The following is a 25,630-nucleotide window of genomic DNA, read 5'->3' as shown; positions in this document are numbered from 1 at the left end:
TACCTGCGTTTTTTCGATTCTGATCCGCTCCTGCTCTTCAAGCTCGGCCTTGGCGCGCTCTCCGCGTTCCTTGGCCCACCGCTCCAGCTTGATATTGGCGCGTTTGAATAGTGCCAGCGCGCGCAGCATTTCGCCGATCTCGTCCTTGCGCTCGATCCCTTCGATTTCGAAGTGGCGATCGCCGTTGGCCAGTTTGGTCATGCCGCCGGTCACTTCAGCCACCTTCATGGCGAAATCCTGTGTGAGATAACGCAAGCCGGCCAACATTACGGCGGCTGCGAGCGCGATGACCACGGCGATTACAATAATCAGATTGAAGAAATAATCGATCACTGACTGTTCGATGCGATCCGCGACAAGCTGAAGATCGGAACCGAAGTTATCCGCTTGTGCGAAAAGCGCATCACCCTGGGCTGAAAGTTCATAGGCAAGCGCAACCGATTTGGCGCTGCGGCCTTCGCGGGCCAGGTTGGCGCGCATTTCGTCGAATTTGGCGTCATAGGCGGCCAGGCTGGCGCCTAGTTCTTCAAGCCGATCGCCGAATTCCGGCACCCGCTGATCAACCACTGCGCCAATTTGTTCGAGCTGCTTGCCTGCATCAGCGTAGCTCTGCTGCTGGCGTTCAAGCGCGGATTCTTCTCCACCGAAGATATAACGCACCGCGTTGTAGCGAAATTCACCAGTGGTGCCGTGCAGCTCTGCAGAAACCTGGACCGCTCCCTGCACCTCCGCCTGAATCGAATCCCGTTCGTAAAGCTGGCTGAGGCCAACCCCCAGCACCAATGATATGACAATGGCCACGCCCAGGAAAGTGCCGAATAACATACGGATCTTGCTCGCCAGCGGAAGATCATGAAACCACACTTTGAGGCGAAAGCGCGAAACCGGACGGGCAAAGCCGCCTTCCACGATATCCGAAGCCACTTCGGCGCGGAGCTGTTTGGTAACTTCTTCAATAGCACTCATGCGACACCTTTGGAGATTTGTAGACCGGGCCCGTTTGCAGCCGCGGCAGAAGGGATGTGATCGTCAATCAAGTTGGCGGGCATGGCCTTGTAATAAAGCCAGCCCTGGATCTGGTCGCAGCCGGCCATGCGAACCATATCGGCCTGTTCCTGCGTTTCGACGCCTTCGGCTGTTACGCCCATCTTGAGCGCGCGGGCCACGGTAATGCTGGACAGCATCATGGCCCGCGAGCCTTCATCCTTGCCGGCGTTAACCACCAGCGAGCGATCAAGCTTGAGCTTTTCGAAGCGGAACTGGCGCAGGAAGCCGATCGACGCATAGCCGGTGCCGAAATCGTCAAGCGAGATGTTCACCCCGAAGCCGCGGATAACATCAAGATTGCGTTCGGCCACAACAGGGTCGAGAACGAGGCAGGTTTCAGTGATTTCGAGCTCAAGCCGTTCCGCCGGAAAGCCGGTTTCCTCGAGGATATGACCGAGTTGAATCGGGAATTCCGAGTTGCGCAATTGTGCTGCAGAGATATTGACCGACAGCATAATGCCATCCCAGCGCAGCGCATCGGTGCAGGCTTTGCGTAACACCCACAGGCCGATTTCGTTGATGAAGCCCGATTCTTCGGCCACCGGAATGAAGATATGCGGCCCCACCTGTTGGCCATCCGGACGGTTCCAGCGAATCAGCGCTTCGATCGCCACGATCGCGCGCGTTTCAGCATCGACCAGCGGCTGATAGTGCAGCACGAATTCCTCGTTGGCGAGGGCGCGGCGCAGGTCTTCGTCGAGCTCGCGCTGGGCCTCGCGATTGCGGTCGAGGGCTGTCGTGAACCATGTGCAGCGCATCTTTCCGGCGCGCTTCGAGGCATACATGGAGACATCCGCACGGCGCAGCAGTTCCGATGAGCCGAGCCCGTCCTTGCCGGTTGAGCGTGCCAGCCCGATACTTGCCCCCACTGTGATTGAACGATCCTCGACAGCAAGCGGCTTGGCCAGCCGGGTCAGGATCTTGCGGCAGATCCCCTCCAGAATATTGCCAGCGACAGGGCCGAACATGGTAATCGCGAATTCATCACCTCCGAGGCGATAGCAACGCGCTTCAGTGGCGCAGGTTTCGCGGATGATCTCGGCGCATTTGCGGATCAACTGGTCGCCGACAAAGTGGCCGTAATGGTCATTGACCTGCTTGAAGCCGTCAAGATCAATCAGTGCCATGGCGATTTCTTCACCCGCGACACGATGTTCGTCGATATCGCGGTGCAGCGCACGCCGATTGGGCAGACGGCTGAGCGTATCAGTCTCGCTGTGCTCGTGTGGCAGGCGGGCCTGCGCACGCGAAACGTGGGCGAGGTACAGGACCGACGCCACATAAAGTGCAGCGCCGCCAGCCGCGATCAAGGCGAGCGGAGCAAGCGCGAGCGAGCCACTGGCTTGGAGCGCAACCAATGCTGTGCCCAGCAAGACAGAGAGCGGCACAAGTGGCGCTGCCATCAGGGGCACTTTCGCGCTCAGCATTTGGTTCACTTTCAGCTTCAACACGTCCCCCATGTCGCAATTTTCGCGCCGTAGAATTCCGGATTAGCCGCCATTCGCTAAGGAAGCGTAAACCATGAATTTACCTTGATAAGCGCACCATTCCGCTGCTTTCGCGATCATCCGGCCAGCGCGATGGAGGGCGCAGCATTTGCCACATGTGGCGTATAGATGCTGGCAACTCCGCGAGCAGGAACAAACGCATCGGTTTGCCCGACAACCGTTTCGCCCGCGCCCAGCATCAGAAAGCCATCGTCGGCCACTGATTGTCGCAGGCGTGCAAATGCCTGGCGGCGGGTATCGGGATCGAAATAGAGCAGCACATTGCGGCACAGTACAAGGTCGAATGGCTGGCGGCTGGGCGACGGATCGAGCACATTGTGACGCTCGAACCGCACGATCGCTCGCGTATCTGCGTGCATTTGCCAGCCTGACGCGGTCTCGTCGAAATGGGCCAGCATCTGCTGCACGCTGAGCCCGCGCTGCACTTCAAACTGGCTGTAGTGCCCACAGCGTGCGGCCCGGATAGCCGTACCGGAAATATCAGTGCCCAGTATATCGATTGACCAGCCATCCCAGGAACGCGCCTGTTCCGCGAACTGAATTGCCAGCGAATGCACTTCCTGGCCGGTGGAACAGCCCGCGCACCAGATCTGCAAGCGCCGCCGGTGGGCGCGCCGTTCAGCCAGCTGAGGCAGGATCTCTGTTGGCAGCTGGTCGAATGTCGGTTTGTCGCGAAAGAAATAGGTCTCATTGTTGAGCAGAGCCTCGACCACTTCATTGACAAGGCCCGGATCGGCAGGCCCAGCCAACAGGCAAGCCAGTTGGTCAACATTGGAAATGCCGCGTTCGCGGAACACGCGCGAAAGTGCGGTCGCCACGCGCCAACGGCGGTGTTCGGTAAGCTGTTGCCCGGTATGCTCAGATAAGAGATCGGCAATTAGCTCGAGCGATGGACTGCTCACTTCCATGCCACCGCCCCCGCGAACTCTAGGATTTCCCTGGCGAGCGCTTCGGGCGGGTGGCATGCATGCACCGCGCCCTGTTTCACGGCGGCGCCAGGCATGCCCCAGACGGCTGAGCTTTCCTGGTCCTGTGCCAAAACGGTGCCGCCTGCTGCGGCGAGCCTGGCCGCGCCTTCGGCACCGTCGCGGCCCATCCCGGACAGGATCACAGCAAGGGCATGGCCGTCAAAGGTTTCGGCCACGCTGGTGAGCATCGGATCGACCGAAGGCAGGCAGCCGCTTCGTGATGGCACGTTGGATACCCGGGCGACGAGGCGGCTGCGCGCACGTTCCACCATCATGTGCCCATGGCCGGTTGCAATCGCGATTTCGCCGCGCGCAATCTCCACACCGTCTTCGGCGATCACTGTGCGCCGCGCCGCGACCACTTCCACTTGCCTGGCAAACACGGAAATGAAACTGGCGGGCAAATGCTGAGTGACCAGGATCGGCAGGTCAAAGCTGAGCGGCAGGCTGCGCAGGATTGTGTTGAGGCCCTGGATCGCGCCGGTCGATCCGCCGATCGCCAGCACCTCGGGCTGTTTCGCATTGCTCCTGGAGATTGCAGATGCAGCGCCGTGATCGATTGTGCCTTCGCGCGGATGGCCGGGCACATCGTCCGCTTCGACCCCGCCCAAGGCATGGATCTTGGCCAGTAAAGCGCGGCGATAGGATTCGTCAAATTGGCCGGGCCGCGGCTTGGGCATGGTATCGGCAGCGCCCATCGACAGCGCCGTCAGAGTGTGTTCGGCCCCATCTTCGGTGAGCGACGACACTACCAGCACTTGTGCGCCCGATGCGATTTCCAGAATTCGCGGCAGCGCCTCGAGCCCGCCCATTCCGGGCATTTCGAGATCGAGCAGGATCACATCGACCGGCCGGTCACGCAGGATCGCGATTGCGCGTTCGGCGTTGCTGGCAGTGGTGGTAAGCTCCAGCTTCGGGTCGTTACCGATCATGCGCGAAAAGACCGTGCGCACCGTAAGCGAATCGTCGACGATCATTACCCGCACCCGCCCTTGAGCGGCACCCGGCGACGAGTTAATCTGGAAAGCGCGAGGCCCCATCGAACCGGTCCTCAGTTAAAGCCGACCAACTGCAGTTTGATCTGGAGCGTTTCGTGGTCGAACGGTTTCATCACATATTCGTCGGCGCCGGCGCTGATCGCTTCGCGGATGTGGGCGACGTCGTTTTCGGTGGTGCAGAACACCACTTTGGGACGGTCGCCCCCTGGGCGCTGGCGCAGCTTGGTGATGAACTCAATCCCGCTCATCACTGGCATGTTCCAGTCGAGCAAGACCGCGTCAGGCATGAATTCCTCGCAGCGCTCAAGACCTTGCTGGCCGTCTTCAGCCTCATTCACAGTAAACCCCAAGGTCTCCAGGATATGCCTGGAAACCTTGCGGATAACCCGCGAATCATCAACGATTAGACACGTTTTCATGCGATCCTCTGTTTTCTGTTTTTTTTCCTGATAGAACGAACGCGTAACCATTAGCTTAAACCGCTAGGCCCGGTTTCTCGCGGCCCTTCGATCAGCGATGCGACGTCGATCAGCAGCACAGCGCCGCGATCGGTTTCAACCATGCCGCAGGCAACGTGGTTCCATTTTTTACCGAAGCCGCCGGCGATCTCGCCCGCTGCGCTGCGAGCTGTGGCGACATCGTCAATCATGTCGAGCTTGAGCGCGTAGGAATGACCTTCAACCCGAACAACTGCGCCGCGCTGGTCAGTAGGGAATGCGTCGGCATCCTCGCCTATCGCAGTGCGGCAATCGATCACCGTCAAGGCCTGGCTGCGCATTGCAGCGAGGCCGAGCACGAATTCGGGCGCGCGCGGAACGGGTGTGATCTCAGAGATGTCGATAACCGATTGCACATCATTCGCGCGAAACGCGCAGCGCCGACCGGCGATCTCTGCCAAGACGAGCAGCTCGCTCATGCCGCTTCTCCCCTGCCTGCAGCGCGCAGCGCCCTGAGCACGGCTTCACGATCATAGCGATAGATCGAATTCTTCATCTCATCCGGCGAAGCCTGGCTGTCGGGCAAACTGCGCAGGCGGATGGTTTCCCTTGCGCCATCGGGCGTATCGTCCCGGTCAAGCAGAATCGCGACGTCGGCGCTGGCGGGGTCATCCGCCTGTTGATAGCCGGCAGCCCTGATCAGCGGAGCGAGAATGGTCTGCGCCCAGGCACTGTCGGGAAGGGAGCAGGTCAGGCCAGCCACACTTTGCGGCACCGCGCCATGGCGCGCGAACAGCGCATGTCCATCCAGCAACACGACCGGCTCGCCATCCACCAGCGTTACAGCCTCGACCAGCGGGTCATCTTCGACCGGCGCAAGTTTGTCCTTGAGCGTTACCGCATCTTCGATTGCCGCCACCGCATAAAGCAGCTCACTGCTGCCGTCGGACAGCCGCAGCAAGCGGATGTGCGTGTCAGTTTGCTGGCCTGCTTCGAGCCCGATCAGAGGCAGGATTTCGCCATCGACAACGGCACGCGGGGTGGCAGTCGATTGGTCTAGCGCAGCGGCGGTAATTGTATCAATGCGCTGCACCAGTTCCAGCCGCACCGCCCGGCGCGCACCACCAAAAGTGCGAAACAGCATGGCCTGATCGGCCCGTTGAATGGCATTGTCTGCCTGATCCTGCTCAGGGAATCTTGCCGCTCGCTCGCTCGCGTCCGCAATCAGATTGTGTTCATCGGCGATGTTGGGAATGTCCAGCAGCAGGATCGGGCGACCATTATCGAGCAGTGTCGATCCGGCAAATGTCCGGCTGCGCATCACCGACGGGGCCAGCGGTTTCACAACCAGGTCGCCATGGTTGAGGATCGCGTCGACTTCCAGCGCGAACAGATTGCCGCGGGCCAGTTTGAGAATCACGATCACGCCGCCGCCGAGATCGTCATTTCGGCCAAGTTCGAGCACGTCGGCGAGGGTAAGGCATGGGATGCGATCACCGCGGAATGTGATCATCGCCGCCTTGCCCAGTTGCGCCCGGTCGAGCTCTGCTGAATCGCCGTGCAGGATTTCCTCGACAAAGCCTTGCGGGAGGGCGAATTGTTGCCCGGCGGCTTCCACGGTGAGCCCGGCTATGATGCTGAGCGTAAGCGGGATGCGGAGAGTGAAAGTGGCGCCTGCGCCCGGCGAACTTGACACTTCGATCAATCCACCGACCTTTTCGAGATTGGCGCGCACGACATCAAGCCCGACCCCACGCCCGGAGACGGCACTAACCTGTTCAGCGGTCGAAAGTCCCGGTGCGAATACCAGCTGCAGGATTTCGCTATGCGACATCGCTTTCAGCTCATCATCAGTGATCAGGCCGGTTGCCACTGCCTTGGCGCCGATACGATCCTGGTTCAGCCCCTTGCCGTCATCAGAAACAATGATTGAAATGGTATTGCCGGATTGGCGCGCGGAGATCGACAGCAAGCCGATCTCGCGCTTGCCCGCCTTGATCCGCTGCGCTGGGGTTTCGAACCCATGGTCGATCGCATTGCGGATGATGTGTGTCATCGGATCGCGGATCATCTCGATCATTTCACGATCGAGTTCGACATCGCCCCCATCGATATCGATCATCACCTGCTTGCCCAGCTCTTTCGACAGATCTCGCACCATCCGCGGGAAGGCGCCGAACAGATGGTCGATCCGCTGCATGCGCATCCGGGTCACGGCGTCGCGCACGTCGGCCAGGATCGAGGTGAGGCGTTCGAAGGGCCCGTCAATGGTTGGCTGCGTGCCCGCTTCGCGCAGGCGATGGGCCAAATCATTGCGTGCCAGCACCATGTCGGAAACGCCGCTCATCACCCGGTCGAGCAAGTCTACCGGAAGGCGAATTGATCGCGGAGTGGATGAAGCGGCTGTCCCGCCAGCCGGTGCGGCGGGATCGGCTGCTTCGACGATTGCGGCGATTTCGTTCGAGGTGGTGATATCATCGCCCATCTGATCGTCTAGCGCAGCGATCAGATCTTCGTCGCCACCGGCGGGAAAATCCTCGCCGGTGTCAAGCGCGTCGATCATTTGCGAAATACGATCTATGATGGCAAGCACCGCGGTAACAAGCGCGGCGTCGGGTTCGCGGCGGCCATTGCGCACATCGGCCAGCGCGTCTTCGGCGGCATGGCTTAGCTGTTCCAGCCGCGGCAGGTCGAAGAAGCCGCAATTGCCCTTGACTGTGTGAACGAAACGAAAAATCGTGTCGAGCCGCGCGCGATCACGAGGATCGGCTTCCCAGGCGATGACTTCGCCTTCGCTCGCTTCAAGCAATTCGCGGGTTTCCTCAATGAAATCCGCTAGCAGGTCGTCCATTATTCCAGCCCCCGGTTCCGGCGCGTCAGCCGAACTCTATGGGCGAAGATGGTTAACGAAGTGTCACCTGGCCGTTTTCAGCGTCGCATTGCGCGCCAGACCACCAGGACAGCTACGGTACCGCCCACCAGATTGGCGGCCAGTTCGGCTGCATAAATCGCGCTTGAGCCGTAAAATTCGCGTGCGAGCCAGCCCAGCGGCAACATCACCAGGAACACGCGGACCGAAGACTGCATCAATGCGGAATTGGCCTTGTCGAGCGCGTTCAGCGCACCATTGGCCACGATCAGCAAACCGAACCCGGCGTAACCCCAGGCCGCGATCCGCAGGTAGCTCGCGAATTCATCAATGATTGCCGGGTCTTCGGTAAAGAAATCGGCGAACCAGCGCCCGCCCCATGAAAGCATGGCCGCGGTGATCAAACCGTATCCTACGCAGAACAGGCCCGCGAGCCACATCGCTTCGCGCGCCCGGGCATATTGTCTTGCCCCCCAGTTCTGGCCGATGATTGCGCCGATCGCGCCCGACAGGCCCAGCAAAGGCACCACGGCGAAGCTTTGCACGCGCCCCGCCGCCCCGAAACCTGCCACCGCCGCAGCGCTTTCCGATGCAATCAGCGCGGTCAGGACCGACAGGCCGATAGGATTGATCGCGTTGGAAAATGCCGCTGGTCCGGCCACGCCAAGGATCGCGGTGGTGGACTCCCCGATGCGGCACTGGCCAAGCAATTTGAAGCTGATGGGAATGGCAGCCTGCCTGATCAGCCATATGCCCATCGCTATGCCAAACCCCCAGCCTATCAGCGTGGCATACGCAGCACCGACCATGCCCAGGCCTTCATAGCCGAAGGCGCCGGTTATCAGGATCGGATCGAGTACCCAATTGGCGGCGGCATAGGTGATCGAAACATAGGAGGTCTTGCGCGCTTCGCCCTGGCCGCGCAGCACGCCGTTGATTCCCATGATCGCCATCATCAGCGGAAAGCCGAGCGCGAAGGGCTGCATGTAACTGCGTATCAACGGCAATTGTTCGCTTGATGCCGCCATCAGGCTGAACAGCGGGTCGAGCAACAAATAAAGCAAACTGCCGATCAGCACGCCGAAGGCGACCGACAGCACAATGCCAAAATTGGCGCGGCGTGCGGCACGGTCGCTGTCACCTTCGCCCAGCGCGCGCGAGATCACCGAATTGATCCCCACCATCATGCCCACGCCCAGGCTGGCGACGGCAACGCTGATCGGGAAAATGAAGGAAATGGCGGCAAGTGCCTCGCTGCCCAGCTGGCCAATGAAATAGGCATCGACGAGGCCGATCGACATCACTGCCGCGACGCCGACGATCATGGGCAGGGTCTGCGTCACGAGATGCCCGCGGATCGATCCGCGCGTCAATTTGGCATTCCCGCTCATCAACAGCGTGCGTAGCGGGGGGCGGCGGGCTGGCAAAGTGAAATGTGGCGATTGATCGGCCACGGCTTGTGCGGCTTGCGGGGCCATGCGATAGGCGCGGGCCAGCCTATCGCGCCAAGGGAGACTTCGCGCAGATGTCGCGCATGACCGTCAATGACCGTCCGCTCGAGTTTGAAATGGATCCGCAAACCCCGCTGCTGTGGGCGCTGCGCGATGCGGCCAATCTTACCGGTACCAAATATGGCTGCGGCAATGGCGATTGCGGGGCCTGCATGGTGCTGATCGATGGGGCGGCGCTCAGATCCTGCCTGGTCACAATTGGTGAGGCCGAAGGGCGCTTCATCACCACGATCGAAGGGCTTTCGCGAGATCGCTCGCATCCGGTGCAACAGGCAATGGTGGCAGAGCAGGCGATCCAGTGCGGTTTCTGTACACCGGGCATTGCGATCGCGGCGGCAGCTTTGCTGCGCAGCAACCCCAATCCCAGCGAGGCAGAAATCAAGGCAGCGATCCCGAACCTGTGCCGCTGCGGGGTCTATCCGCGGCTGGTCCGCGCGATACAGCGCGCAGGCCGGGTCGCAAGGCGGCTGGAGACGATCAGCGCTGCACCTGCGCCCGGCATCCGTGCCGAGGATGCCGCGCGCGAGGTGCCCGCTATTCGGTCGCTCGCCCCGCGCGAGGCGGAATGAGCATCGCTTTAAATTAAAGCTTCAGCCGTACTCCCAGCCTTGCGCTGAACGCATCGCCCGGCTGGATATTGTTGTCGCCGTGGGCGCTGGCGAAATAGTGCTCGTCGAAGAGGTTGTCGATATTGAACTGGAAGGCGAGCCGTTCACTCACCGTGTAATAGGCCGCAGCGTCGACACGCACATAGTTGGGCAGTGTCACGGCGTTGCTAAAGCTGGCGAACTGCTCGTCCTGGTAGATCACGCCGAGGCCCAAACCCAACTGCTTGGAAATGTCATAGCGTGTCCAGGCGCTGATCTGGTGTTCGGGCAACTGTTGCAGGCGGCGGCCAGCCGGGCCTTCATTGCTTGTGCTGGTGATTTTGCCGCCGAGATAAGTATAGCCAATATTGGCTTGCCAGCCGGGCATGATCTCGCCGACCAGATTGAGCTCAACCCCTTGGGTCCGGCTTTCTCCGACAAGGGTAGTGATCGAAGGGTCAAGCGGATCGGGACCTTTGACGTTGGTCCGTTCGAGCTGGAACAGAGCTGCGGTAAGGAACAGCTTGTCATTCGGCGCCCATTTCAGGCCCAGTTCGTAATTGGTGAATTTCTCGGGCTCGAATGCGGTATCGCCAGGCGTCAGCAAGAAGAACTGATCGCCCGCTTGCGGCAGGAAGCTCGTGGCATAGCTCGCATAAAGCGACAATTGCTCAATCGGCTTAACGATCAGGCCCAGACGCGGGCTGACCTTTTCGTCCACGCGATCGCCGCGCACTCCGGTGAGCTGCTCGACCGTCTTGAGGTCGAACCGGTCCCAGCGCAGCCCCGCAATTAGCTGGAGATGCTCGCCGATGTCGATCTGGTCCTGGAGATAGGTCGAGAGCACTTCGAGCTGACTGTCGCGATCACGCACGGGGGCGCCGAGCGTGATGTCCGGAAAGGTGAAGATATCGGACAGCAGGGCGGTGAAGCGGTTGGTCGTGCCACCTGCGCCATCAGCAAAGAACGCGTTGGCGCGGCCATTGTTTGAATCCTGCCAACTGGCCTCGACCCCGGTCAGGACCTTGTGGTCGATACCGCTTGCGGTGATTTCCCACACCAGGTTTGCCTGCGCGATCCAGTTCTGGCGTGTCTGCGTATCGCGATAGCCCGAAAACTGCACATCGGCTCCGCCATTGCGCAGGCCATCGGGCAGGATATTGCTGTAGGCCTTGTCATAATCGGCAAACTGCAGGGTCGCATTGCCCGAGAGATTGCCCGAGAACTCGTGATCGATCCGCGCGCGGGCGATGTGCACTTGCGAACTGGTATCGTTGAAGTCCGCGGCGCCGAACAAGGTGTCGCGGAAGCCGCGCAGCGGCCCATCGCCATCGGACGGATTGCCGCGATCGACCAGGCGCTGGTCTTCGTCATAGGAATAGGTTGCCGTCAGGCGGGTCGCTTCGCCAAGATCGAGGGTCGCTGTCGGTGAAATGCCGATGAAGTGACCGTCATAAAAATCGCGATTGCTGTTGAATTCCTCATAGGCGGTGTTGAAGCGCACGGCTGCCACATCCGACAGTGTGGCGTTGACGTCGCCCGTCAGCGCGAAAGCACCAAAACTATCGGCTGAAGCGTCGAATTCCGCTGCAAAGCCATTGATCCGCGCAGTCTTGCTGACACGATTGATCACGCCGCCGCCGCCGCCCCTGCCAAAGATCAGCGCATTGGCTCCCTTGAGCACCTCGATCCGCTCGACGTTGTAAAGCGAACGATAATATTGCGCGTCATCGCGCAGCCCATCGAGATAGAAATCGGCGGTTGTTTCCTGGCCGCGAATAAAGATTTCGTCGCGGTGGCCTTCGCCGGTTTCGAGGCTGATCCCCGGCACATAACGCAGCGCTTCGCCTAATTGGCGCACCGACTGGTCCTCAAGCTGGTCGCGTGTGATGAAGGTAATCGTCTGCGGCACATCGATGACCGGGGTGGGGGTCTTGGTGCCCGATGAACCGTCCTCCTCGGCATAGCCTTCGCGCTCACCTGTCACGATAATCCCCTCGGGCAGGTATTGGCGTGCCTGTTCTTCCGCGCTCGCTGCCGTGGCGCTTTCCGCAGCCGACGCCGCCATTGGCGCAATCAGCGTTGCCCCTGCGAGCCAGAAAGCCTTGCCAAATTTGCTCATGTAAATCGTCCAATCTTTCGAGTCGTGATCCGTGAGCGAGTCGCTATTGAGAATTATTCGCAAATGCAAGAGTGAGAGTGGACTTGCCCGGAAAAAACTGCCTCGCTAGGTCGCCAACGCGGCCAAAGCCGCTGTGCAAGCAGTATTCCTGCAGGAGATCGAAGGCATGAAGGCAACCATCTGGCACAACCCCAATTGCGGAACCTCGCGCAAGACGCTGGCGATCCTCGAAGAAGCCGGCGTCGACCTGACAGTGGTCGAGTATCTCAAGGATCCACCCTCGCGCGAAAAGCTGGCGCAGCTCTATGCCGACGCGGGTATAGCCCCGCACCAGGGACTGCGCATGCGCGGCACCGACGCCGAAGAGCGCGGCCTGCGCAATGCCGATGCTGACACCGTACTCGATGCGATGGCTGAAGATCCGATCCTGATCGAGCGCCCGCTGGTGGAGACAGACAAGGGCGTGCGGCTGTGCCGCCCTCAGGATGTCGTGCGCGAAATCCTTTGAAGCGATTTCAGGCGAGGTCGCGCGTCAAGACTTCATCCGGGGTGAGCCAGCGCCAGCCGAGCACATAGACCATCGCGCACAGGCCGCAGATGACGGAGAAGCCGATTGCCGGGTGATGGCCGTATAGCCACACTCCGACCGCTGGTGCCAAGATATAGGCGGCCCCGTTCACCGAAGCGACGGTGCCGCCTACCTGGCCCTGTTCGCGCCTGCTGACGGCGAGCGAAGCCCCGGCGGTAAATCCCGGACGGAACAGGCCGAAACCAAGCGATGCGATGGCAAAACCGAGCGAGATCGAGTGAAGATCGTGTGATACGGCGAAGGTCACTGTTCCCAGCGCTGCCAGCGCCATACCCCACATGATCGAAGCGCGCGGACCAAGCTTGAGCATCGGGATCAGACCCCACTGCGCCAGCAAGGTTGAAATCGCACCCGCCATCAACACCATTCCGATCGGCCCTGTTCCTGCCATCGGATCGGCGCGCAGCCCCATCCGGTCGAGTATGAAGAAGCCGATGATCCCCAGAGTGGCGGCCTGGGCATGACCACCCAGAAGGCCTGCGACAAGCCATGGGCGCACGCGCGGATCGTTCCATCTCAGGCGGGGAATATCTTCTTCCTCCGCTCTTTGCTCCGAAACTGCGCCGGCCGGCGTATCGTCGCTGTCATCATCGCCTGAAAGCGAGGAATTGGCGCCGGCGCTAAAGGGGGCGGTTACCACCCTTCCGCGCGCGGCATAGCTGGGTGCGTCATTTGGCAGGCGCAGCCGCAGCGCCACCAGCACAGCCGCAGCGATCAGCGCAAAGGCGATAAACGGGCCGACCAATCCGCTTTTGGGAAAGATCAGCATCGGTGCCAGGGCGGGGCCAATCACCGTGCCCAGCCCGAAGCTGGAGGCGATCAGCGCCAGCGCCTGTGTCCGCTCGGAACGGGGCGTGCGACTGGCAACATAGGCCTGCACCGCCGGCGGCGCGGCCGATCCGAATCCGCCGTAGAGGCTGCGTGCCAGAGCAAACAGTATCAGCGTCCACACAGCCGGAATCAGTCCGATAAGGCCGAACCACAGCACGATCCCGCACAATCCCATCGAGGCGATGAATCCCACCAGCCCCACCGCCATCATCGACTTGCGCCCGCGCCGGTCTGACCGGCGGGCCCAGATCGGTGCACAGATGACCCACAACAGGGCAGACCAGGTGTAGGCCAGGCTGATCCAGAAGTCCGCCACGCCCAGCTCGGTGCCGATGGACGGCATCACCGATTGCATCGCCGTGTTCCCGGCCGCTGTCACCAGCATGACCGAGAAAAGCAGCACCATCCGCTCGCGTGAGATATGCGGCACCGTCTTGCCTGGTGCGAGCGGGGGCGGGGGGGGCGGTTCCATGTCAGCCATGACAAATCCAGCGCTAGGCGAGCCAGCTCAAGCTTGCAATGTACCGCAGCATCTGCGAACTCGCGCAACTGGCGTTTTGAAAGGGGTCTGCGGAAGTCTAATGAACTCCAAGGGAGTTGCTATCGAATTGCGGCGGCGCTTGCGTGACCGGCTTGCAACCCAAACCGGCCAATTGGCGGTTTTCTTGCGCGGTTTTCTCGAGCACCCGCGGATGGTCGGCTCGATCATCCCGTCCTCACGCTTTACAGTGCGCAAGATGCTGGAGCCGGTCGACTGGCGCAATTGCCGCCTGTTTGTGGAGTATGGCCCCGGTATCGGTACTTTCTGCCGCCCGGTGCTTGACCGTCTGAGCGGGGATGCCACGCTGATCGTGATCGATACCAACCCGCTTTATATCGACTATCTGAAACGCACGATCCGCGACAAACGCTTCCACGCGGTGTTGGGATCGGCGGTTGATGTCGAGCAGATCATCCGCGATCACGGCTTCGAACATGCCGATTACATCCTGTCAGGACTGCCGTTCTCGACCCTGCCGGCCGGTGTAGCCCCGGCGATTGGGGCAGCGACCTTTCGCGCGCTGCGCCCCGGCGGCGGTTTCCTGGTCTATCAGTTCACTGCGGCCTGCCTTGACTATATGCGCCCACATTATGCGCGGATCGACCAGGGCTTCGAATGGCTCAACATCCTGCCATGCAAGCTGTTCTGGGGCTGGAAGGCAGACGAGGCAGACGTGGTAGGCGAGGCAGGCGCCGAATAGGCCCTACTCGAAAGTCTCGCTCAGTTCTTCCGGCCGCTCGCCCGCCAGTTGGCGGTGGACCCCGGCAAGAACGGCGAGGAAGATCACCACGAAACCCGCATTGACCAGACTGGTAACGATGCCATTGCCGATCAGCTCCACTTCTCCGCCTATGGCCGCGAACACAACGCCCAGCACCAGCGTCGCCAGCAGGATCACCACCGTGATGGCGATCAGCAGCAGGAAATAGAACAGGAACAGGCGCAAGCTATTGCCCTTGGTCAGACGCCACGAACGCGCCAGCGCCTGGACCGGATTGAGGATTCCATCGACCGCGATTGCGGGCATGATCAGCGAGAACTTGACCATCAGGTAGAAAACCAGCGGTATCGCCAGCATTACGGCCAGCACCATGATGGCGGCGACGCCAGTGGCGAGGCCAAGTCCAACGGGCAGCATGATTGCGACGGCAGCAACAAGCACGACAAGGATATTGGCGGCAAAATAAGAGGGGAAGGACACCGCCCCGCGCTTGAGCGCATCGCCCAGCGTGGGTCGGGCGCGATCAGTCAGCAGCACCAGCAGGGCGAGCGTGCCTATCCCCTGGCTGACGAAGATGATCAGCATGACCCACCAGTAATCGATGTAGGTTTGCTGCATCACCGCCAGCATGGCTTGCATATCTTCCGGGTTGGCGACCGAAGGGTTCATCGCCTGCGGCATCAGCAGAGTGGTGGCGAGATAAGGCAGGAAGAAGAACACGCCAGCTACAACCACGATCATGTCGCGGTTCTTGCCGATCAATCCGGTGGCCGTGTTCCAGGCGGCACCCATGTCGAACTTCATCTCACCCTCCCCGAATTCGCTCGCAAGCTGATTGCCCCTTGATAAGCGCAGCGAATGCTCCCACGCAATTGGCGATGGAGCTCAAAGCCACAGATACGATTGAATGGCGGCGCGAAGCCGGACAAGTGCCCTATCGCGAAGCACTGGCCGAGATGGAGCGCCGCAATGCCGCGATTGCGGCGGGTGACGAGCGCGAGCTTGTATGGATGCTCGAACATCCGCCGGTTTACACCGCCGGAACCAGCGCGGCGGCAGACGAACTACTCGATCCGCGCTTCGAAGTGGTCGAGGCGGGGCGCGGCGGGCGCTACACCTATCACGGGCCGGGCCAGCGAGTTGGTTATGTGCTTCTTGATCTCACCAAGCGCGGCAAGGATGTGCGCTGTTTCGTGCACGGACTCGAGCAATGGGTGATCGCCACGCTGGCGCGCTTCGGGGTTGAAAGCTGGGCGGTGGACGGCCGCGTGGGTATCTGGACTACGGATATTGACGGACGCGAGGCCAAGATCGGTGCCATTGGCGTACGCGTACGCCGCTGGGTGACAATGCACGGCTTTTCGGTCAATCTCGAGCCTGACCTTGCCCACTTCACAGGAATCGTGCCGTGCGGGATAGAGGAATATGGCGTCACCAGCCTGAAGCGGCTGGGGCTCGACATTTCGCCGCAACAATGGGACGAGGCGCTGATTGCCGCAGCCCCCGGCTTTCTTGAACATCTGGCAAAGGTGAGTGGAAAGAATTCATGCGAAGCTTGAACCTTGCAATCCTTCCGGCATTGCTGGCGGCGGCGGCCTGCGGCGGGCAAGCGCCCGAACGCGGCGAGGATGCGCGCGAAGCCGAAGGTGAAGTGTTGGGCGGCACGATCAGCGACGAGATGCTGCCGCTCGACCAGCTGCAATCGCAGTCGCCAGTGCTGCGGCAAAAGCCAGTCGGTGAGGGGGATGATGCGGCGGCAGCAGAGGGTGACGAAGCTACCGACGAAGCCGATGGCGGGGCTCCGCCGGACGCACCGGCAGAGCCCGACGATCCGCTGCAGTAGCGCTCAGGCTGCGGCCTGTTCCTCGGCCAGGGTCGGATAATCGGTGTAGCCCTGCGGAATCGGAAAATACCAGCTCTTGGGTACATCCTTGTTGGGGTTCCAATGCGCACCCACCCGAATCCGCTCCGCAAGGTCGGGGTTCGAGATATAGGGCCGCCCAAAGCTCACCGCATCGCATTTGCCGCTTTCGATGTCGGCCACGGCCTGCTCGGCGGTGTAATCGCTGTTGAGGATCAGCGGGCCCGAATAGATCTCGCGGATCAGCGGGCTCTGTTTGGGCACCTCGGTTGCGCCAAAGGTGCCATCGGGGCCCGGCTCGCGCAGTTCGACAAATGCCAGGCCCAGCTCTTGGCAGACCTTTGCTGCCGCACCGAAGGTGGCAGGCGGATCGCTGTCATCGCAGCCCTGAGTCTCGCCATTGGGCGAAAGACGTATGCCGACGCGGTCTGCGCCCCACACATCAATCAGCGCTTCGAGCACTTCGCGCATGAAGCGGGTGCGATTTTCGGGTGAACCGCCATACTCGTCGGTGCGTAGGTTGGTCTTGTCGCGCAGGAACTGGTCGATGAGATAGCCGTTCGCGCCGTGCAATTGCACCCCGTCGAAACCGGCGGCCTTGGCGTTCTCCGCGGCGCGGCGATAATCGCCGATGGTGCGCTTGATATCTTCATGGGTCATCGCGCGCGCTTCGGCATAGGGCTGCTTGCCCGTCGGGGTATGCGCTTCGCCGGGCGCGGTGGTGGCGCTGGCCGAAAACGGCGGTTCACCATCTAGGAACACGGGGTGGACGATCCGCCCCATGTGCCACAGCTGCATCACGATCAGCCCGCCTTCTTCATGCACGGCCTTGGTCGAGGCTTTCCACGCTTGGGCTTGCTCGTCGCTCCATATGCCCGGCGCAGAGGGCCATCCCAGCCCCTCGCGGCTGATCCCGGTCGCTTCGGTCAGGATCATCCCCGCCCCGGCGCGCTGGCGGTAATAGGTCGCCATCAGATCGTTGGGGGTGAACATCGGTTCGGCGGCGCGTCCACGCGTGAGCGGGGCCATGAAAATGCGGTTCTTTGCTTCGAGTGCGCCCATGGTGAGCGGCTGGAACAGAGTGTCGTGCAAGGTGATTGTCCTTTCCATGCGAACTATTCGGCTTCGCACTTGGGGAATTCGCAGCTAGTGCGCAACCCGTGGAAAAAGTGGGGGCAATGGAAAAAGAGCGGGGCATGCAAGCAGAACTTGCCCAGCCGCGCGGCTGGTTGCTGCTGCTTGCCCTGCTAGCGGGCAATGTTGCGCTTGCACTCGGCCCGTGGCTGGTGCGGCTGGCCGATACCGGGCCGGTATCCGCCGGGTTCTGGCGGCTGTTCCTGGCGCTGCCCTTTCTGGTGCTGCTGGCGCGGGTGAGCGGGCAGGCGCTGACCGGCATCCCTCGCCGGACGATGATATTCGTCGCTCTGGGCTCGCTGGCGTTCGGGCTCGACCTTGCCACTTGGCATGTCGGGATCGAGCTGACCCGGCTCGGCAATGCGACATTGTTCGGCAATGCGGGCAGCATCGTGCTGCTGTTCTGGGGCTTCATCATCGCGCGCTGCCTGCCGCGCGGGCTCGAATGGGTTGCGATCGTTTGCGCGCTGGCGGGTGCAGGCATATTGATGGGGCGCAGCGCCGAGATTTCCACCAGCACGCTGATCGGCGATTTGTTCTGCCTCACTGCAGGATTGCTCTACGCGGTCTATCTGATCAATCTGCAAGGCGCGCGCCAGACCATCGGCGGGTGGAGCCTGCTGGTGTGGGTGAGCATATTTGCCTGCCCGATGCTGCTCGCCATCGCCGTCATCAAGGGCGAGCCGGTGTGGCCAACCGACTGGACGCCGATCCTGATCCTGTTCGTCTCCAGCCAGCTGGTGGGGCAGGGGCTGCTGGTGTTTTCCATGCGCCATTTCCCGCCGCTGGTGATCGGGCTGGCGCTGCTGACCCAGCCGGCGGTGGCGGCGCTGGTGGGCTATAGCGTGTTCGGCGAAATGCTGACGCCGCTCGACATCATGGGCATGGTGCTTCTCGGAAGTGCGCTGGTGATTGCGCGGGGTAGCAAGGCCAATCCCGCAAATCTGGTGGCTGATGAATAGCGGGAATTCAGCCCCGCGGATCAGCTCGCCATTGCCCTGCTGAAACTGACAAAGCGTGCCTCCACATCTTCCAGATCGGGGCCGGTCAGATGCTGACGGACTTGCTGGATCAGGCGCTCGCCTTCCTGATGCAGCGCGGCCTTGCGGGTTTCATTATTGATCGGCGCGGCGCAGTTCCTCAGCGTATCGAACATCACCAGTGCGGCGGGCGGGCTGGTGGCGACAGCGCTGCGGAAATTTCCGAAGCCACGTTTGAGATAGTGATCGAAATCATCGGGAAGGGGCACCACCAGATCTTTTAACACGGCGTGGTCTTCGTCCCCGATGTCCTTGTTCAAATCGCGCGTTCCCAGCAATGCTGTTCCCGCGCCGAGCCAATGCAGCGCGGTGATCGCGGTAAACGGATCGTTGATTCCCGGGGAAAGCGCCCTCAGGCCGATCTCCACCAGTTCGTCGATCAGGAATTGCAGGTCCTGATCCGGTGTGCGGGTTGCGCCAAGGGTGAATTTATCGCGCAGATCCTCAGCCAGGTCATCAGTCAGATCGACATCGCACAATTCGGCAATGGTCATGCCCGGATGCACAAAATCGCCAGTGCGCACGCTGAGCGAGACGCGCCCTTCCGATTTCCTGGCCAGGCGCGCCAAAGAATCGAAGGCAATCAGTTGGACATAGCCTGCGCGGTCCGCAAGAACTGGAATGCCCTTGGGTGATTTGGTGATTGGCAGACCCTTGTCCTGTTCCGGATAGGTTTCTTCGATCCCTTTCAGCAGCCGCTTGCCAATCCCTTCCAGCACAGTGTTAATCCGGATGCTGGCAGGGATGTGATTGAGGAAAAACACCAGCACGCCGATCGATACAGCCATCAAACCCATCCCGACCAACAGTGAGAGTTGGGGAACGAAGCCGGGTAAACTGGTTGCGGCAGCGTCTGCAGCGGTAGCGGCGATTTCATCCTCGCTGCGGACTGCGCGCAATACCACCAGCGCATAGACGAAGGTGCCGATAAAGGTCGCCAGACTGAACTGGTTGCCCTTGTCTTCCATGAAATTGGTCAGCAAGCGCGGGCCATAGGCGCCGCTGGCATAAGCGACCGCAGCGATAGTGATCGAGAATACCGTGGAGGCGACCCCGATCATGGATCCGGCAATCACGGTGAGCATATTGCTCGCACCTTGCGGCCGGGCAGGGATGATCCAATCCACACCATTGAGGAATTCGGCAAACCCGTTGCGGTCGACCCAGACCAGCCCCAGCGCCAGCAGCGCCGCGATTACGGAAAACAGCGCCGGATAGAACCAGTAGTTCGAATTGAGCTTGGCCCACAGCCGGCGCGGATATTCGGTCATGGCGTCCTAACGCTGGAGATAGGCAAAAGGTTCAAGCGCGCCCCAGATCGCCCTTGCCAACGGTGCTGCCTGCCATTTCCAGCATCTTGTCGAGGCTTTTCTTGGCGGCGAGGCGCAGCCCTTCCTCGATCTCGATGCGCGGCTCGAGGTCGCGCAGTGCGACATAGAGCTTCTCCATCGTGTTGAGCGCCATATAGGGGCAGATGTTGCAGCTGCAGTTGCCGTCAGCCCCCGGCGCGCCGATAAAATGCTTTTCCGGCAGCGCCTTTTCCATCTGGTGGATGATGTGCGGCTCGGTTGCGACGATCAGCGTGTCACCCGGGAAAGTCTTGGCAAAATTCAGGATGCCGCTGGTCGAGCCGACATAATCGGCGTGGTCGATGATCGAGGGCGGGCATTCGGGGTGCGCGGCCACCGGGGCGCCCGGATATTGCTCTTTCAGTTTCATCAGCTCGGTTTCGCTGAAGGCCTCGTGCACGATGCACACGCCCGGCCACAGCAGCATCTCGCGGTTGAACTTGCGGCTGAGATAGCCGCCCAGGTGCCGATCCGGCCCGAAGATGATCTTCTGGTCCTTGGGGATCTGCTGCAGAATCGTTTCGGCGGACGAGCTGGTGACGATCACGTCGCTGAGCGCCTTCACCTCGGTCGAGCAATTGATATAGGTCAGCGCGATGTGATCGGGATGCGCCTCGCGGAAAGCCTTGAATTTTTCGGGCGGGCAACTGTCTTCAAGGCTGCAGCCGGCATCCATGTCGGGCAGGATCACGATCTTTTCAGGGCTCAGGATCTTGGCCGTTTCGGCCATGAACTTGACCCCGCAGAAGGCGATCACATCGGCATCGGTTTCAGCTGCCTTTTTGCTCAACTCCAGAGAGTCGCCCACGAAGTCGGCGATGTCCTGGATATCGGCAGTCTGGTAATAATGCGCCAAGATCACCGCGTTGCGCTCTTTGCGCAGCCGGTCGATCTCGGCCAGCAGATCCTTGCCGGTGGGGACTTTTGTCAGGACGCTCATCAATCAATCCAGTCAGTTGCCTCTGGCATTCATATAGGACGCCAGCGGCGATTTGCGAGCGCGTTTCGGCTGCTACATCGCGAAGCCGGGCGGCAGATAGGCCGCCATCGGCCGTTCGGCGCCGGGCGAACCGGCGAGCAGGAGTTCGGTCAACGAAACGCCCAGCGAGGTATAGGCGATGAAACTACCCAGAATCTGCGCACCCAGGATCAAACCCGCACCCCACAGCCACGCCGGGTGCACCTTGCCGCTGCGGCGCCAATCGGCGATCATCCCGATGATCGGGAAGATCAGTGTCGCCGCGATGGTGATCCGCCATGCATAGGGAATCATCAGCGGCAGCGGGAGCAAGCGACCGAGGCCGGGCCCGGTAAGGATCGCCATGGCACCGAACATCAGCCGCCGGTGCCAGCCCGAATATCGCCGTGCCCTGAGCGACGCGAAGGCGAGGCCGCCGAATGCCAGCAGCTGCAACGAATTGCTGACCAGGAATTCGTTCTGGTCGAAAAAGAACGGCCCGCCGGTGCGGCGCATGGAAACGAACATGATGGTGAAGCCCAGCACCACCATCAGCGGAATATAGAAGTAGGCGACCTGGCCGAGCCGCTTGTGGAGCGCGATGTTGCCTCCCGCGATCAAGGTATTCTGCGCAAGAAATAGCCCGATCCAGCCCATGAAGGCCACCCCGTGCAGGTGATATTGCCAGGGCGCATCAAAGCTTGACCGGCCCATGGCCAGATTGAGCGAAAACCCTGCCACTATGACCAGCGACATGACCCATGCCATGATCAGGAAGAATCGTTGCTCTCTTCCCGCTGCGGAATTGCCTGTTACCGTTGCCATCGCCTCTCCCCTCAGAAAGCGACCCATCCGACCCATCACTTAAATACAATTTGCCGTCCGTCGCCGTCAATCGACCCGCCAAATCTCCCCGTCGCGCCCAGCCAGCCCCCGTTTCTCGAGGTCAAGCAGGTGCGCCAGCACGCTCATCTGCGCGGCCTTCACCAGTCGCTCGTCGAGCCCTTTGTACATTTCTGGAATGAATTCGGGGATTGGTCGCGCTCGCTCGCCCAGCAGGCGCAGGATCTGGTTCTCGCGCTGGCGGCGGTGCCCCATCATCCCGCGTACCAATTGGCGGGGCTTCTCGATCGGTTCGCCATGGGCAGAGTAATAGATCCGATCATCGCGCGATTGCAGCCTTTCCAGGCTTTTCATGTAATCGCCCATGTCGCCATCGGGCGGGATCACCACGCTGGTTGACCAGCCCATCACGTGATCTCCCGTGAACAATGCGCCTGATTCCTCAAGCGCGAAGCACAGGTGGTTGGAGGTGTGGCCGGGGGTATGAAGCGCGCGCAGGGTCCAACCTTCGCCCGCCATCGCTTCGCCATCTAGCAGCACCCGGTCAGGATCATAGGTCGTGTCAAAAGCCTCGTCCGAACGCGGCCCCCATTCCTTCAAGACAGTGCTGTCGATCACCAAAGGTGCGCAGCCAACCACCGGCGCGCCGGTGCGCTGAGCCAGAGGTGCGGCAGCCGGTGAATGGTCACGGTGCGTATGCGTGCACATGATCGCAATCACCCGCTTATCACCGATTGCATCGATAACCGCGCCAAGATGCGCTTCATCCGCCGGGCCAGGGTCGATCACCGCCACGTCGCCGGCATTGCCGACGATATATGTCTGCGTGCCGGTGTAGGTATAGGGTGACGGATTGGGGGCGAGAACACGCCGCACCAAGGGTTCACATTGCTCGGCCACGCCGGTTGGCCAGGGCTTGGGTGGAAATGCCATGGCTTGCATATGGCAATTGAGCGTGCACATGTCACGCCAACGAATTTGAGGAGAGTTGCATGAGTGAATTCATCCTGGTGCTGGACGAAGGGACCACATCGACCCGTGCGATGCTGTTCGGCCGGGACGGGAAGCTGCATGGCCAGTCGCAGCAGGAACTCGAGCAGCGCTACCCGAAATCGGGCTGGGTTGAACATGATGCCGCCGAGATTTGGGACAAGACGCTGGCCTGCGCGCGCGAGGTTGCCAGCAAAGCTGGCGGGGCAGAACGGATCGCCTGTATCGGTATCACCAACCAGCGCGAAACGGTTGTCGCCTGGGACAAGCATAGCGGAGAGCCGCTGACGCGGGCGATCGTGTGGCAGGACCGGCGCACATCCGAATTCTGTGACAGCCTGCGTGCCGCCGGAAATGAAGCCGAAGTCCAGCGCCGCACCGGGCTGCTGCTCGATCCCTATTTTTCCGGTACCAAGATGCGCTGGATGCTCGAGAATGCCCCTGCCGTGCGCGGCGCGGCGGAACAAGGCAGGCTCGCCTTCGGTACGGTCGAGAGCTGGCTGGTATGGAAGCTCACCGGCGGAGAACATCTGACCGATGCCAGCAATGCCAGCCGCACATTGCTGATGGCGCTGGACGGGGCAGGTTTTGACGAGGGCCTTTGTGACCTTTTCGGCGTGCCCCTTCGCGCTTTGCCGCAAGTGGTCGACAATGCGGGCGAATTCGGCGTTGCTGAAGCCGAATGGCTAGGTCGCAAGATTCCCATCACCGGGCTCGCGGGTGACCAGCAGGCGGCCACGATCGGCCAGGCATGCCTGGCCTTTGGCGAAACCAAGGCGACCTTTGGCACCGGTGCTTTCGTCCTCACCAACAAAGGCAAAGACATTCCCGTGTCGAGCCATCGCCTGCTGGGCACAGTGCTCTACCAGCTTGGCGGCGAGCGGACCTATGCGCTCGAAGGTTCGGTATTCGTGGCCGGCAGCCTCGTGAAGTGGCTGCGCGATTCCCTTGGCATCGTTGATGTCGCTGGGCAGACCGAAGCGCTGGCGCGTTAAATTCCCGACAGCGGAGGCGTCACCATCGTACCCGCACTCACCGGGTTGGGCGCGCCGCATTGGCGGGCCGAGGCACGCGGGGTGATCACCGGGCTCAGCTTTGCCAGCGGCAAGGCGCAGCTGGCACGCGCCGCGCTGGAGGCGATGGCGCACCAGACGCATGATTTGGCCGAAGCTTTTGCTGCCGATGGTGCGCCTTGGGGCACCTTGCGGATCGATGGCGGAATGAGCGCCAATAACTGGATGGCGCAGGATCTTGCCAATATGCTCGATCTCACCGTCGAGCGGCCTGATTTCGTGGAAACGACTGCGCTTGGCGCGGCGATGCTGGCTGCAGCAGGGGCAGGGATATATCCGGATTTTCCAGCTGCAGCGGCGGCAATGCGTGGCCATTCGAGCAGCTTTACACCCGATATGGCTGATGCGGTCAGGTCAGAGCGGCTGGCGCGCTGGCACGAGGCGCTGGCAGCGGCCTGAACTTCGCAACTGCTTCAGTAAAGCGGATCAGCGCTGGCCAAGCGCGCGGCCCAGCCGCTCGTGCATGTTGTGCACCATCGGCCGCGCGGCAAAATGCTCGCTCCAGGCTTCATCGAGCCGGGAGATGCGGCGATGTAAATGGATCGTATCTTGGATCAGGGCGCGGGTCGCCGGCTCGAGCAATTCCATATCTTCGGGGCACGAATCCCGATCCTCGGGCAACCGCCCGTGGCGCCGCAACTGCATTTCGTTGAGCTCGCCGGAGAAAAACGCCCGCTGGTTGAGCAGCCAGGCGAGCACATGCATCATCCGTGTCGTCGCCTTCAAGCCCTCGCTCGACAGTACCAGGCGCAGCTCGTCGCTGCCGCCTGCGGCCTGATCCCCCATGCGCAGGGCGAACACAGCGCGTACTTCATCGGCCAGGAGCAAGGCTTCGCTGTAAAGCGATTCAATGATCGGGCGTGAAAGGCTGCTGGTTCGAAACATGTTCGCATCGCTAAAACGCTTGCGCGGCAAAGGTCCAGAGCGGCAACCATATTGTCCGCTACTTCTCCACCTACTGTCCCAAAGCGGAACGGATCGTAAGCCCGTATTAACCAAGAAATCATTGAAAATAAGTTATAATATTCAAGGAGGCGGTTTGCCGCAGCAGGTCTGGCTAAACGTCGTTAACGACAATTTTCGACCAGCGGCTGCCGCGCCCTGACCGGCGCAATCACGCGATAATGTCAGGCAACAAGTTGTCCTCGATCAGGGAGATCTGGTCCTTGAGCTTCAGCTTGCGCTTTTTGAGGCGCGCTATCTGCAGCTGGTCCTGCGAACCTGCCTCGGTCAACGCAGCAATGGCTGCATCGAGATCGCGATGCTCCGTGCGCAGCAGTTCCAGCCGCTTGCGAAGCTCTTGTTCGGACACTCGATTGCCTCCTGAAACCGGCGGCTTGCTGCGCGCCGGATGTTTCGAGCCGAATAGGGGCTCAGCCAGTCTTTTCAAGTTAAGCATTATATGGTTTGATGACAATTCGTGGCTCGTCCGCGTTCGGACGAGTCGCCCCTGCGGTCCCAACGTAAAGGAGAACCTTGATGGAATCGTCTCACGTCCAAGCGCTGCAATCCAAACATGCCGGTCTTGAAGCGCGGTTGCGCGATGAAATGAACCGACCCGCGCCTGACAATGCGACGATCCAACAACTCAAGAAGCGCAAGCTGAGGATCAAGGAAGCGCTCGCCGAAGCCTGATTTTCGGAAGTCTGCCCC

The 25,630-nt window shown here is 61.1% G+C and carries 25 protein-coding genes and 1 pseudogene (1 of these 26 cut by a window edge); 8 read left to right on the top strand and 18 right to left on the bottom strand.

Annotated features, from left to right (window positions below; translation table 11 throughout):
• From ACX3VQ_RS04255 to ACX3VQ_RS04220, 8 genes are all read right to left on the bottom strand, one after another.
• Positions 1-966, bottom strand: the 5' portion of a protein-coding gene (locus ACX3VQ_RS04255) for a methyl-accepting chemotaxis protein (protein ID WP_462579700.1). It extends 837 nt beyond the left edge of the window; only the first 966 of its 1,803 coding nucleotides appear in the window; the start codon lies at positions 964-966; its stop codon lies off the left edge, out of view.
• On the bottom strand, positions 963-2,450 hold the full coding sequence (locus tag ACX3VQ_RS04250) for a putative bifunctional diguanylate cyclase/phosphodiesterase (RefSeq protein ID WP_462579699.1): 1,488 nt from the start codon (positions 2,448-2,450) through the stop codon (positions 963-965). The genes ACX3VQ_RS04255 and ACX3VQ_RS04250 overlap by 4 nt, the downstream gene beginning before the upstream one ends.
• 161 nt (positions 2,451-2,611) lie before the next feature.
• A complete protein-coding gene (locus ACX3VQ_RS04245; protein WP_462571356.1) occupies positions 2,612-3,463 on the bottom strand; it encodes a CheR family methyltransferase in 852 nt (283 codons plus the stop codon).
• Complete coding sequence (cheB, locus tag ACX3VQ_RS04240; protein WP_462579698.1) at positions 3,454-4,500, bottom strand: chemotaxis-specific protein-glutamate methyltransferase CheB; 1,047 nt, start codon at positions 4,498-4,500, stop codon at positions 3,454-3,456. Before cheB ends, ACX3VQ_RS04245 begins: the two co-directional genes overlap by 10 nt.
• A gap of 74 nt (positions 4,501-4,574) precedes the next feature.
• Positions 4,575-4,940, bottom strand: a complete 366-nt coding sequence (locus ACX3VQ_RS04235; RefSeq protein ID WP_462580683.1) for a response regulator — start codon at positions 4,938-4,940, stop codon at positions 4,575-4,577.
• Between the two features lie 50 nt (positions 4,941-4,990).
• A complete protein-coding gene (locus tag ACX3VQ_RS04230) occupies positions 4,991-5,437 on the bottom strand; it encodes a chemotaxis protein CheW (protein ID WP_462571360.1) in 447 nt (148 codons plus the stop codon).
• Positions 5,434-7,809, bottom strand: a complete 2,376-nt coding sequence (locus tag ACX3VQ_RS04225) for a chemotaxis protein CheA (RefSeq protein ID WP_462579696.1) — start codon at positions 7,807-7,809, stop codon at positions 5,434-5,436. The genes ACX3VQ_RS04230 and ACX3VQ_RS04225 overlap by 4 nt, the downstream gene beginning before the upstream one ends.
• A 77-nt stretch (positions 7,810-7,886) precedes the next feature.
• Positions 7,887-9,218, bottom strand: coding sequence for an MATE family efflux transporter (locus ACX3VQ_RS04220; protein WP_462571363.1), 1,332 nt, complete (start codon positions 9,216-9,218; stop codon positions 7,887-7,889).
• 134 nt (positions 9,219-9,352) lie between these two features.
• Between ACX3VQ_RS04220 and ACX3VQ_RS04215 the strand changes: the two genes are divergently transcribed.
• The gene (locus tag ACX3VQ_RS04215) at positions 9,353-9,907 is read left to right on the top strand and encodes a (2Fe-2S)-binding protein (protein WP_462579695.1); all 555 of its coding nucleotides are present in this window, start codon (positions 9,353-9,355) and stop codon (positions 9,905-9,907) included.
• A gap of 13 nt (positions 9,908-9,920) precedes the next feature.
• On the opposite strand, the gene ACX3VQ_RS04210 is transcribed toward ACX3VQ_RS04215, so the two are convergent.
• A complete protein-coding gene (locus ACX3VQ_RS04210) occupies positions 9,921-12,047 on the bottom strand; it encodes a TonB-dependent receptor (protein WP_462579694.1) in 2,127 nt (708 codons plus the stop codon).
• A gap of 166 nt (positions 12,048-12,213) precedes the next feature.
• On the opposite strand from ACX3VQ_RS04210, the gene arsC reads away from it, so the two are divergent.
• Complete coding sequence (arsC, locus tag ACX3VQ_RS04205; protein ID WP_462579693.1) at positions 12,214-12,555, top strand: arsenate reductase (glutaredoxin); 342 nt, start codon at positions 12,214-12,216, stop codon at positions 12,553-12,555.
• A gap of 7 nt (positions 12,556-12,562) precedes the next feature.
• On the opposite strand, the gene ACX3VQ_RS04200 is transcribed toward arsC, so the two are convergent.
• Positions 12,563-13,948 carry an MFS transporter gene (locus ACX3VQ_RS04200; protein ID WP_462579691.1) on the bottom strand — a complete coding sequence of 462 codons (1,386 nt, stop codon included), beginning with the start codon at positions 13,946-13,948 and terminating at the stop codon, positions 12,563-12,565.
• A gap of 100 nt (positions 13,949-14,048) precedes the next feature.
• Here ACX3VQ_RS04200 and ACX3VQ_RS04195 point away from each other — a divergent pair, with 100 nt between their 5' ends.
• Positions 14,049-14,708 (top strand): class I SAM-dependent methyltransferase, encoded by a 660-nt coding sequence (locus ACX3VQ_RS04195; RefSeq protein WP_462579689.1) that lies wholly within the window; start codon positions 14,049-14,051, stop codon positions 14,706-14,708.
• Between the two features lie 3 nt (positions 14,709-14,711).
• On the opposite strand, the gene ACX3VQ_RS04190 is transcribed toward ACX3VQ_RS04195, so the two are convergent.
• A complete protein-coding gene (locus ACX3VQ_RS04190) occupies positions 14,712-15,533 on the bottom strand; it encodes a glycerophosphoryl diester phosphodiesterase membrane domain-containing protein (protein WP_462579688.1) in 822 nt (273 codons plus the stop codon).
• A gap of 74 nt (positions 15,534-15,607) precedes the next feature.
• Between ACX3VQ_RS04190 and lipB the strand changes: the two genes are divergently transcribed.
• Together lipB and ACX3VQ_RS04180 are read left to right on the top strand one after the other, a co-directional pair.
• Positions 15,608-16,288 carry a lipoyl(octanoyl) transferase LipB gene (gene lipB, locus ACX3VQ_RS04185; protein ID WP_462579687.1) on the top strand — a complete coding sequence of 227 codons (681 nt, stop codon included), beginning with the start codon at positions 15,608-15,610 and terminating at the stop codon, positions 16,286-16,288.
• Positions 16,276-16,572, top strand: a complete 297-nt coding sequence (locus tag ACX3VQ_RS04180) for a hypothetical protein (RefSeq protein ID WP_462579686.1) — start codon at positions 16,276-16,278, stop codon at positions 16,570-16,572. Before lipB ends, ACX3VQ_RS04180 begins: the two co-directional genes overlap by 13 nt.
• 3 nt (positions 16,573-16,575) lie before the next feature.
• Here the strand turns inward: ACX3VQ_RS04180 and ACX3VQ_RS04175 are convergent, their stop codons facing one another.
• Positions 16,576-17,700: an alkene reductase gene (locus tag ACX3VQ_RS04175; RefSeq protein ID WP_462579685.1), complete on the bottom strand. Its 1,125-nt coding sequence runs from the start codon at positions 17,698-17,700 to the stop codon at positions 16,576-16,578.
• A gap of 86 nt (positions 17,701-17,786) precedes the next feature.
• Here ACX3VQ_RS04175 and ACX3VQ_RS04170 point away from each other — a divergent pair, with 86 nt between their 5' ends.
• Positions 17,787-18,686, top strand: coding sequence for a DMT family transporter (locus ACX3VQ_RS04170; protein ID WP_462579684.1), 900 nt, complete (start codon positions 17,787-17,789; stop codon positions 18,684-18,686).
• A gap of 20 nt (positions 18,687-18,706) precedes the next feature.
• Here the strand turns inward: ACX3VQ_RS04170 and ACX3VQ_RS04165 are convergent, their stop codons facing one another.
• From ACX3VQ_RS04165 to ACX3VQ_RS04150, 4 genes are all read right to left on the bottom strand, one after another.
• Positions 18,707-20,035 carry a DUF2254 domain-containing protein gene (locus tag ACX3VQ_RS04165; protein ID WP_462579683.1) on the bottom strand — a complete coding sequence of 443 codons (1,329 nt, stop codon included), beginning with the start codon at positions 20,033-20,035 and terminating at the stop codon, positions 18,707-18,709.
• 31 nt (positions 20,036-20,066) lie between these two features.
• A complete protein-coding gene (nadA, locus tag ACX3VQ_RS04160; protein WP_462571376.1) occupies positions 20,067-21,053 on the bottom strand; it encodes a quinolinate synthase in 987 nt (328 codons plus the stop codon).
• A 72-nt stretch (positions 21,054-21,125) separates the two neighbouring features.
• The gene (locus ACX3VQ_RS04155; protein ID WP_462579682.1) at positions 21,126-21,896 is read right to left on the bottom strand and encodes a hypothetical protein; all 771 of its coding nucleotides are present in this window, start codon (positions 21,894-21,896) and stop codon (positions 21,126-21,128) included.
• 66 nt (positions 21,897-21,962) lie between these two features.
• Entirely contained in the window at positions 21,963-22,856 is an 894-nt protein-coding gene (locus ACX3VQ_RS04150; RefSeq protein ID WP_462579681.1) for an MBL fold metallo-hydrolase, read from the bottom strand.
• Between the two features lie 50 nt (positions 22,857-22,906).
• On the opposite strand from ACX3VQ_RS04150, the pseudogene glpK reads away from it, so the two are divergent.
• Positions 22,907-24,376 (top strand): annotated as a pseudogene (gene glpK / locus ACX3VQ_RS04145) (glycerol kinase GlpK).
• A 27-nt stretch (positions 24,377-24,403) separates the two neighbouring features.
• Here the strand turns inward: glpK and ACX3VQ_RS04140 are convergent.
• On the bottom strand, positions 24,404-24,862 hold the full coding sequence (locus ACX3VQ_RS04140) for a DUF1465 family protein (protein ID WP_462571380.1): 459 nt from the start codon (positions 24,860-24,862) through the stop codon (positions 24,404-24,406).
• 229 nt (positions 24,863-25,091) lie between these two features.
• The gene (locus tag ACX3VQ_RS04135) at positions 25,092-25,289 is read right to left on the bottom strand and encodes a YdcH family protein (RefSeq protein ID WP_462571381.1); all 198 of its coding nucleotides are present in this window, start codon (positions 25,287-25,289) and stop codon (positions 25,092-25,094) included.
• 167 nt (positions 25,290-25,456) lie between these two features.
• On the opposite strand from ACX3VQ_RS04135, the gene ACX3VQ_RS04130 reads away from it, so the two are divergent.
• Positions 25,457-25,612, top strand: coding sequence for a YdcH family protein (locus tag ACX3VQ_RS04130; RefSeq protein ID WP_462571383.1), 156 nt, complete (start codon positions 25,457-25,459; stop codon positions 25,610-25,612).
• Positions 25,613-25,630: the final 18 nt, after the last annotated feature.

It is taken from the genome of Altererythrobacter chaiwopuensis, from assembly GCF_054957735.1.
Note: the sequence above shows the minus strand (reverse complement) of the source record. Positions and strands in the feature narration are given on the sequence as shown.

Bases quoted from the DNA above. Each gene is read 5' to 3' on its own strand.
- ACX3VQ_RS04250 (WP_462579699.1), bottom strand. From the start codon at position 2,450: ATGGCAGCGCCACTTGTGCCGCTCTCTGTCTTGCTGGGCACAGCATTG.
- ACX3VQ_RS04245 (WP_462571356.1), bottom strand. From the start codon at position 3,463: ATGGAAGTGAGCAGTCCATCGCTCGAGCTAATTGCCGATCTCTTATCT.
- cheB (WP_462579698.1), bottom strand. From the start codon at position 4,500: ATGATCGTCGACGATTCGCTTACGGTGCGCACGGTCTTTTCGCGCATG.
- ACX3VQ_RS04235 (WP_462580683.1), bottom strand. From the start codon at position 4,940: ATGAAAACGTGTCTAATCGTTGATGATTCGCGGGTTATCCGCAAGGTT.
- ACX3VQ_RS04230 (WP_462571360.1), bottom strand. From the start codon at position 5,437: ATGAGCGAGCTGCTCGTCTTGGCAGAGATCGCCGGTCGGCGCTGCGCG.
- ACX3VQ_RS04225 (WP_462579696.1), bottom strand. From the start codon at position 7,809: ATGGACGACCTGCTAGCGGATTTCATTGAGGAAACCCGCGAATTGCTT.
- ACX3VQ_RS04220 (WP_462571363.1), bottom strand. From the start codon at position 9,218: ATGAGCGGGAATGCCAAATTGACGCGCGGATCGATCCGCGGGCATCTC.
- ACX3VQ_RS04215 (WP_462579695.1), top strand. From the start codon at position 9,353: ATGTCGCGCATGACCGTCAATGACCGTCCGCTCGAGTTTGAAATGGAT.
- ACX3VQ_RS04210 (WP_462579694.1), bottom strand. From the start codon at position 12,047: ATGAGCAAATTTGGCAAGGCTTTCTGGCTCGCAGGGGCAACGCTGATT.
- arsC (WP_462579693.1), top strand. From the start codon at position 12,214: ATGAAGGCAACCATCTGGCACAACCCCAATTGCGGAACCTCGCGCAAG.
- ACX3VQ_RS04200 (WP_462579691.1), bottom strand. From the start codon at position 13,948: ATGGCTGACATGGAACCGCCCCCCCCGCCCCCGCTCGCACCAGGCAAG.
- ACX3VQ_RS04195 (WP_462579689.1), top strand. From the start codon at position 14,049: ATGAACTCCAAGGGAGTTGCTATCGAATTGCGGCGGCGCTTGCGTGAC.
- ACX3VQ_RS04190 (WP_462579688.1), bottom strand. From the start codon at position 15,533: ATGAAGTTCGACATGGGTGCCGCCTGGAACACGGCCACCGGATTGATC.
- lipB (WP_462579687.1), top strand. From the start codon at position 15,608: ATGGAGCTCAAAGCCACAGATACGATTGAATGGCGGCGCGAAGCCGGA.
- ACX3VQ_RS04180 (WP_462579686.1), top strand. From the start codon at position 16,276: ATGCGAAGCTTGAACCTTGCAATCCTTCCGGCATTGCTGGCGGCGGCG.
- ACX3VQ_RS04175 (WP_462579685.1), bottom strand. From the start codon at position 17,700: ATGGAAAGGACAATCACCTTGCACGACACTCTGTTCCAGCCGCTCACC.
- ACX3VQ_RS04170 (WP_462579684.1), top strand. From the start codon at position 17,787: ATGCAAGCAGAACTTGCCCAGCCGCGCGGCTGGTTGCTGCTGCTTGCC.
- ACX3VQ_RS04165 (WP_462579683.1), bottom strand. From the start codon at position 20,035: ATGACCGAATATCCGCGCCGGCTGTGGGCCAAGCTCAATTCGAACTAC.
- nadA (WP_462571376.1), bottom strand. From the start codon at position 21,053: ATGAGCGTCCTGACAAAAGTCCCCACCGGCAAGGATCTGCTGGCCGAG.
- ACX3VQ_RS04155 (WP_462579682.1), bottom strand. From the start codon at position 21,896: ATGGCAACGGTAACAGGCAATTCCGCAGCGGGAAGAGAGCAACGATTC.
- ACX3VQ_RS04150 (WP_462579681.1), bottom strand. From the start codon at position 22,856: ATGCAAGCCATGGCATTTCCACCCAAGCCCTGGCCAACCGGCGTGGCC.
- ACX3VQ_RS04140 (WP_462571380.1), bottom strand. From the start codon at position 24,862: ATGTTTCGAACCAGCAGCCTTTCACGCCCGATCATTGAATCGCTTTAC.
- ACX3VQ_RS04130 (WP_462571383.1), top strand. From the start codon at position 25,457: ATGGAATCGTCTCACGTCCAAGCGCTGCAATCCAAACATGCCGGTCTT.